6 protein-coding genes are annotated in these 6,240 nt (G+C 69.3%); all 6 read left to right on the top strand.

Annotated elements, in window-relative coordinates:
* The first annotated feature begins 112 nt into the window (after positions 1 to 112).
* The 6 genes from NIE111_RS22305 to mltG all read left to right on the top strand — a co-directional run bounded on the left by NIE111_RS22305 (position 113) and on the right by mltG (position 6,163).
* Positions 113 to 808 carry a hypothetical protein gene (locus NIE111_RS22305; RefSeq protein ID WP_238686232.1) on the top strand — a complete coding sequence of 232 codons (696 nt, stop codon included), beginning with the start codon at positions 113 to 115 and terminating at the stop codon, positions 806 to 808.
* A gap of 149 nt (positions 809 to 957) precedes the next feature.
* A complete protein-coding gene (locus NIE111_RS22300) occupies positions 958 to 1,422 on the top strand; it encodes a DUF948 domain-containing protein (RefSeq protein ID WP_112677951.1) in 465 nt (154 codons plus the stop codon).
* Between the two features lie 30 nt (positions 1,423 to 1,452).
* Entirely contained in the window at positions 1,453 to 1,758 is a 306-nt protein-coding gene (locus NIE111_RS22295; RefSeq protein WP_091401860.1) for a hypothetical protein, read from the top strand.
* Positions 1,755 to 4,433, top strand: coding sequence for an alanine--tRNA ligase (gene alaS / locus NIE111_RS22290; RefSeq protein ID WP_238686228.1), 2,679 nt, complete (start codon positions 1,755 to 1,757; stop codon positions 4,431 to 4,433). The genes NIE111_RS22295 and alaS overlap by 4 nt, the downstream gene beginning before the upstream one ends.
* Positions 4,434 to 4,505: 72 nt before the next feature.
* A complete protein-coding gene (ruvX, locus tag NIE111_RS22285) occupies positions 4,506 to 4,964 on the top strand; it encodes a Holliday junction resolvase RuvX (protein ID WP_112677948.1) in 459 nt (152 codons plus the stop codon).
* Complete coding sequence (gene mltG, locus NIE111_RS22280) at positions 4,964 to 6,163, top strand: endolytic transglycosylase MltG (RefSeq protein ID WP_238686227.1); 1,200 nt, start codon at positions 4,964 to 4,966, stop codon at positions 6,161 to 6,163. The genes ruvX and mltG overlap by 1 nt, the downstream gene beginning before the upstream one ends.
* Positions 6,164 to 6,240 lie beyond the last annotated feature (77 nt).

The raw sequence follows: 6,240 nt of genomic DNA, 5'->3' as shown, positions 1-6,240 counted from the left end.
GCCGCCCGGACGCGCCGGCGAGCCCGTCGGCGTGGCCCGCGCCGCCGCCGCGGTGCCCGCCGGGTCCGGCCCGGTGGACCGGCCGGAAACGGAGCCCTCCGACGGGCCGGCGCTGCGCTCGGCCGGTCAGGACGCGCCGGACGACGACGCCGCACCGGGTGCCCGTTCCGAGGAACGCCGGCAGACCCGTGAACGACGCCGTCTGCGCGCGGCGGTGTTGGTGCTGGTCAGCGTCGTGCTGCTCGGCGCGGTGCCGCTCTTCTTCGGCATCCGGACGCTGAGCCGTGACCCGGTCTTCGACAACCTGGACCAGCTCGGCGTGCCCGCCTGGGCGGCCGCGAAGACTGTCGACGACGTCAGCGGCAGCCGCTGGTGCCTGCTCGACTGCCGGCTGCGCGAGCGCACCGTCACCTCGGAGAAGGCGCCCACGGAGACGGCGCAGGTCTACGAGGACGCGCTGCGCCGCGACGGGTGGCAGCCGTGGAAGGTGAGCCGCTGCCCGGAGCAGCAGACGAAGGGCAGCTACACCTGCTGGCGTCGCGACGAGTTGACCCTCGACCTGTGGGTACGCGACCCGACCTGTGTGCCGCCGCCGGTGGACGGCGAGCCGGCGGTCGTGCCGTCCGGCGACCCGTCGGCCGCTGCGACCGAGTGCACCGGCTCGTTGGTGTCGGTGAAGGTGCGCAATGCGATCGACGACGAGCGGACCAGGCCGCAGCCGACCACCGACCCGTCACTGACCGGTGAGGATCCGTTCCCGACGGTCAGTGCCGATCCGCTGGGCGAGCAGACACCCTCACCGTCCTGAGCCGGTCTCCATCACGGACGGTAGGGTCTGGGGCTGGCGGGCACGCCCGCTACCGGTGACCGCCGACGGCACGGCGGCCGGTACGGGTGGCATGGTTGTGCGTTCCGGGGACGTCGGGTCCTGCGGAACTCTGCTTGAGGAGGACAGGCGTGGGCGACATTGGAGCGATCGCGGCGCTGATCGCGGCATCCGCGTTCGCGGTGCTGGTGCTCATCCTGACGCTGCCCATCCTGCGGCTGCGGCACACGGTTGACGCCACCACCCGCATGATCAACGACCTGAACGATCGGACCGCGCCGCTGCTCGGTGACGTGAACACCACTGTGAAGAACGTCAACACCGCGCTGGAGCAGGTGCAGACCTCGCTCGACGGTGTGAACCTCCAGCTGGCGAAGGTCGACACCATGACCAGCCACGCGCAGAACGTCACCGCCAACGTCGCCAACCTGGCCACCGTCGTCTCCGCCGCGGCCGCAAACCCCCTGGTCAAGGTGGCCGCGTTCGGTTACGGCGTGCGTAAGGCCGCCGCCGGCCGCCGGCACGCCGAGACCGAGCGCGAGGTGCGCGACACCATCAAGCAGCAGCGACGGGCCGCGCGACGCGGCAACAGCTGACCGACCCGGCGCACCAGGAGGTAGCGGGACATGAGGCGCTTGTTCTGGCTCGGCATCGGGGTGGCCGTCGGTGTGATCGTGGTCCGCAAGGCGACCCGGACCGCGCAGGCGTACACGCCGGCGGGCATCGCCAGCTCGCTGACGGAATCCGCTGGCGGGCTCGTCGAGTCGCTGCGTAGTTTCGTGGAGGACGTCCGGGTCGGGATGGCCGAACGCGAGCAGGAGATCCACCACGCGTTCGCCCAGGGCGAGGCGTTCGACGACAAGTTCGCCGACCTGCGGGAAGACCCGCGAATCGGCGATCGAGAAATCTTTCCGGAGGAACACCAGCGATGAAGACGGCGGAGATCAAGCGGCGGTACCTCGCCCACTTCGAGGCGAATGGCCACACCGTGGTGCCGTCCGCTCCGCTGCCCGCCATCAGCGACCCGAACCTGCTGTTCGTCAACGCCGGCATGGTGCAGTTCGTCCCGTACTTCCTGGGTCAGCAGACGCCCGCGTACCAGCGGGCGGTCAGCGTGCAGAAGTGCATCCGTACCCCGGACATCGACGAGGTCGGTAAGACCAGCCGGCACGGCACGTTCTTCCAGATGAACGGCAACTTCTCCTTCGGGGACTACTTCAAGGCCGGCGCGATCCCGCTGGCCTGGGAGCTGTCCACGAAGCCGATCGCCGAGGGTGGTTACGGGCTGGATCCGGAGCGGATCTGGCCGACGGTCTACCTCGACGACGACGAGGCGTACGAGATCTGGCGATCGGTTGGCGTGCCGGCCGAGCGGATCGTGCGCCGGGGCAAGGCGGACAACTTCTGGTCGATGGGCATTCCCGGGCCGTGCGGTCCGTCGTCGGAGCTGTTCTACGACCGGGGCCCGGAGTACGGCCGCGAGGGCGGCCCGGCGGTCGACGAGGACCGGTACATGGAGTACTGGAACCTCGTCTTCATGCAGTTCGAGCGGGGTCCGGGCACCACCAAGGAGGACTACCCGATCCTGGGCGACCTGCCGGCGAAGAACATCGACACCGGCATGGGCCTGGAGCGGATGGCCTCGATCCTGCAGGGTGTCGACAACCTGTACGAGATCGACGAGGTTCGGCCGATCCTGGCCCGGGCGGCCGAGCTGACCGGTAAGCGCTACGGCGCGCACTCCGGGCATGTGGCCAGCGAGTCGCACCCGGACGACGTTCGGCTGCGGGTGATCGCGGATCACGTGCGCACCGCGCTGATGCTGATCGGCGACGGCGTGACCCCGTCCAACGAGGGTCGCGGGTACGTGCTGCGCCGGATCATGCGCCGGGCGATCCGGTCGATCCGGCTGTTGGGCTGGCAGGACCGGGCGCTGCCCGAGCTGCTGCCGGTGGCCCGGGACTGCATGGCGCCGTCGTACCCGGAGCTGGCGACCGACTTCGACCGGATCGCGGATTACGCGTACGCGGAGGAGGAGGCGTTCCTGTCCACTCTGCGGGCCGGCACCACGATCCTGGACACCGCGATCGCGGAGACCCGTACGGCGGGCGGCTCGGCGCTGTCCGGGGCGAAGGCGTTCCAGCTGCACGACACCTACGGTTTCCCGATCGATCTGACCCTGGAGATCGCCGCGGAGCAGGGCCTCACTGTCGACGACGAGGGGTTCCGGCGGCTGATGGCCGACCAGCGGACCCGGGCGAAGGCGGACGCGCAGGCCCGCAAGACGGGGCACGTCGACCTGTCGGCGTACCGGTCGGTGCTCGACGCGGGTGGTCCGGTGACGTTCACCGGGTACAGCGAGGTGTCCCGCGAGTCGACGGTGCGGGCGCTGCTCGGCGTCGACGGCCCGCGTCAGGCGGCGACCGAGGGCGACACCATCGAGCTGGTGCTGGACACCACCCCGTTCTATGCCGAGGGCGGTGGGCAGCAGCCCGACCAGGGCATGATCACTGTTGGTGGCGGGCAGGTCGAGGTCCTCGACGTGCAGCAGCCGGTGCCCGGTCTGATCGTGCACCGCGCCCGGGTCATCCGGGGCGAGGTACGCGCCGGTGAGGCCGGCTTCGCCGAGATCGACACGACCCGGCGTCGGGCGATCTCCCGGTCGCACACCGCCACGCACCTGGTGCACCAGACCATGCGCAACTTCCTTGGTGAGTCGGCCACGCAGGCGGGGTCGCTGAACGCCCCCGGTCGGCTCCGGTTCGACTTCAACACCCCGACCGGGGTGTCGCCGAGCGTTCTGCGCGACGTGGAGCAGCAGGTCAACGAGGTGCTCCTGGCCGACCTGGAGGTGCACGCCTTCATCACCTCGTTGGAGGAGGCGCGGCGCATCGGCGCGATGGCGCTCTTCGGCGAGAAGTACGGCGAGGAGGTGCGGGTCGTCGAGGTGGGTGACTACGCCCGGGAGCTGTGCGGCGGCACGCACGTGGCTCGCTCGGCCCAGCTCGGCCTCGTGAAGATCCTCTCCGAGTCGTCGATCGGCTCCGGTGTCCGCCGGGTCGAGGCGCTGGTCGGCATGGACGCCTTCGGCTTCCTGGCCAAGGAGCACCTGTTGGTCTCCCGGCTGGCCGAGCTGTACCGGGTGCCGAACGATCAGGTCGCCGACCGGGTGGAGCAGACAGTCACCCAGCTTCGCGACGCCGAGAAGGAGCTGGAGAAGCTGCGGGCCCAGCTGGTGCTGGGTGGTGCGGCGGCGCTCGCGGCGCAGGCCAAGGACGTGCGCGGGGTCGCGTACGTGGGCACCGAGGCGCCGGAGGGCGCGGCCGGCAACGACGTGCGCACCCTGGCCCAGGAGATCCGCGGCAAGATCGACCCGGCGCGGCCGGCGGTCGTCGCGGTGGCGGCTCGGTCGAACGGCAAGGCGTCACTGGTGGTGGCGGTCAACGCGGCGGCGCGCAGCCGGGGCCTGGCCGCGTCGGATCTGGTGAAGGCGGCGTTCTCCGGGCGCGGAGGAGGCAGCCCCGATCTGGCCCAGGGCGGCGGTCTGCCCGCGGCCGAGGCGCCGAATCTGCTGCTCACCGTCGAGAAGGCGATCACTGAAGCGTGATAGATCATCACTGTGAGTCAGGGCGGGCCAATTGGTCCGCCCTGGTTCGTACCCGGCCGGTGGTGACCGTCGGTGGCTGAACTGACGCGCGGTGTGCGGATCGGCGTGGATGTCGGTCAGGTGCGGGTGGGTGTCTCCCGCTCGGACCCCGACGGGATCTTGGCAACGCCGCTGGTCACCCTGGCCCGCGATCTCACGGCGGCGCCGGACGCGGTGCCGAGCGACCTCGCCGAGCTGGCCGCGTTGGTGGCCGAGCACGAGGCCGTCGGGGTTGTCGTCGGTCTTCCGGTCAATCTCGCCGGCAAGCATGGTCCTGCGGCCGTCCATGTGAAGGCGTACGCTGACCGACTGGTCGATGTGATAGCGCCTGTCCCGGTAACGCTCACTGACGAGAGGATGTCGACGGTGGTCGCTTCTCGTAGGCTTGCCGAGCGTGGCGTCAGAGGTAAACGTCAACGTGCGGTTGTCGATCAGGCGGCCGCGGTGGAGATCCTGCAGAGCTGGCTGGACGCGCAGCGGAGGCGGACGTAATGATCGACGATCTGGATCTTGGGTTCGACGAGCCGGAGCGGGGGGAGAAGGGTCGGCACCGGCGCGGCTTCCGCAAGGGCAAGGGCAAGGGCGGGTCCGGCGGCGGCCGGGGCAAGACATTCCTGGCTCTGCTGATGGCCCTGCTCCTGTTGGGCGGCATCGGCGGCGGCGCGTTCTACGGCTTCGACCGCATCCAGAACTACTTCGTCACCCCCGACTACGACGGCAGCGGGACCGGTGAGATCACCGTCGAGATCAAGAACGGCGCGCTGCTCGCCGACATGGCCGACGCCCTGGTGGCGGCCGACGTGGTGAAGAGCCAGAAGGCGTTCATCGAGGCGGCCGACGCCAACTCGCGCAGCAAGAACATCCAGCCGGGCACGTACAAGCTGCGCAAGCAGATGAGCGGCGCGAACGCCGTGACAGCGATGCTCGACCTGAAGAACAAGATCGTCAACGGGCTGACCATCCCCGAGGGCCGCACGAGCTTCAACATCTACAAGCTGCTCTCCGAGAAGACCAAGATCCCGGTCAAGGACTTCCAGGCCGCCGCGAAGGACCCGGAGGGGCTCGGCGTCCCGGACTGGTGGTTCAAGCGCGGCGACGGCAAGAAGAGCGTCAAGTCCGTCGAGGGCTTCCTCTTCCCGGACACCTACGAGATCCCGCCGAAGTCCACCGCCGAGAGCATCCTCAAGCTGATGGTGAACCGCTTCCTGTCGGTGACCGGGGAGATGAAGTTCGCCGACCGGGTGCAGGAGGAACGCAAGGTCAGCCCGTACGAGGCGCTGATCGTGGCCTCGCTGGCCCAGGCCGAGGCGGGCAACAAGGACGACCTCGGCAAGGTCGCGCGGGTGGCCTACAACCGCGCGTACGGCGAGTTCGACTGCAACTGCCTGGAGATGGACGTCACTGTCAACTACTACCTGGAGTCGATCGGTAAGCCGACCAAGTCGTCCAAGCAGATGACGGCGGCCGAGCTGGACGACCAGAAGAACCCGTACAACCGCAAGCTGCGGGGCATGATCCCCACCCCGATCAACAACCCGGGTAAGCAGGCCCTGGAAGGGGCGATGGACACGCCGACCGGCAAGTGGCTCTACTTCGTGGCCATCGACGACAAGGGTCACTCCGCCTTCGCTGAAACGTACGAGCAGCACCAGCGCAACGAGGCCAAGGCTCGCGAGGCGGGCATCATCTGATCGGCCGGGTCACGCCGTAAAAGGCTCCCTTCCCATTTCGACCGCAATTATGGTCGCTGTCGGAAAGGGAGCCTTTA

The organism is Micromonospora hortensis, assembly GCF_022230935.1.
GTDB classification, from domain to species: domain Bacteria; phylum Actinomycetota; class Actinomycetes; order Mycobacteriales; family Micromonosporaceae; genus Micromonospora; species Micromonospora hortensis.
Note: the sequence above shows the minus strand (reverse complement) of the source record. Positions and strands in the feature narration are given on the sequence as shown.

Coding starts and splice junctions, on each gene's coding strand:
- NIE111_RS22295 (WP_091401860.1), top strand. CDS start 1,453: ATGAGGCGCTTGTTCTGGCTCGGCATCGGGGTGGCCGTCGGTGTGATC.
- alaS (WP_238686228.1), top strand. CDS start 1,755: ATGAAGACGGCGGAGATCAAGCGGCGGTACCTCGCCCACTTCGAGGCG.
- mltG (WP_238686227.1), top strand. CDS start 4,964: ATGATCGACGATCTGGATCTTGGGTTCGACGAGCCGGAGCGGGGGGAG.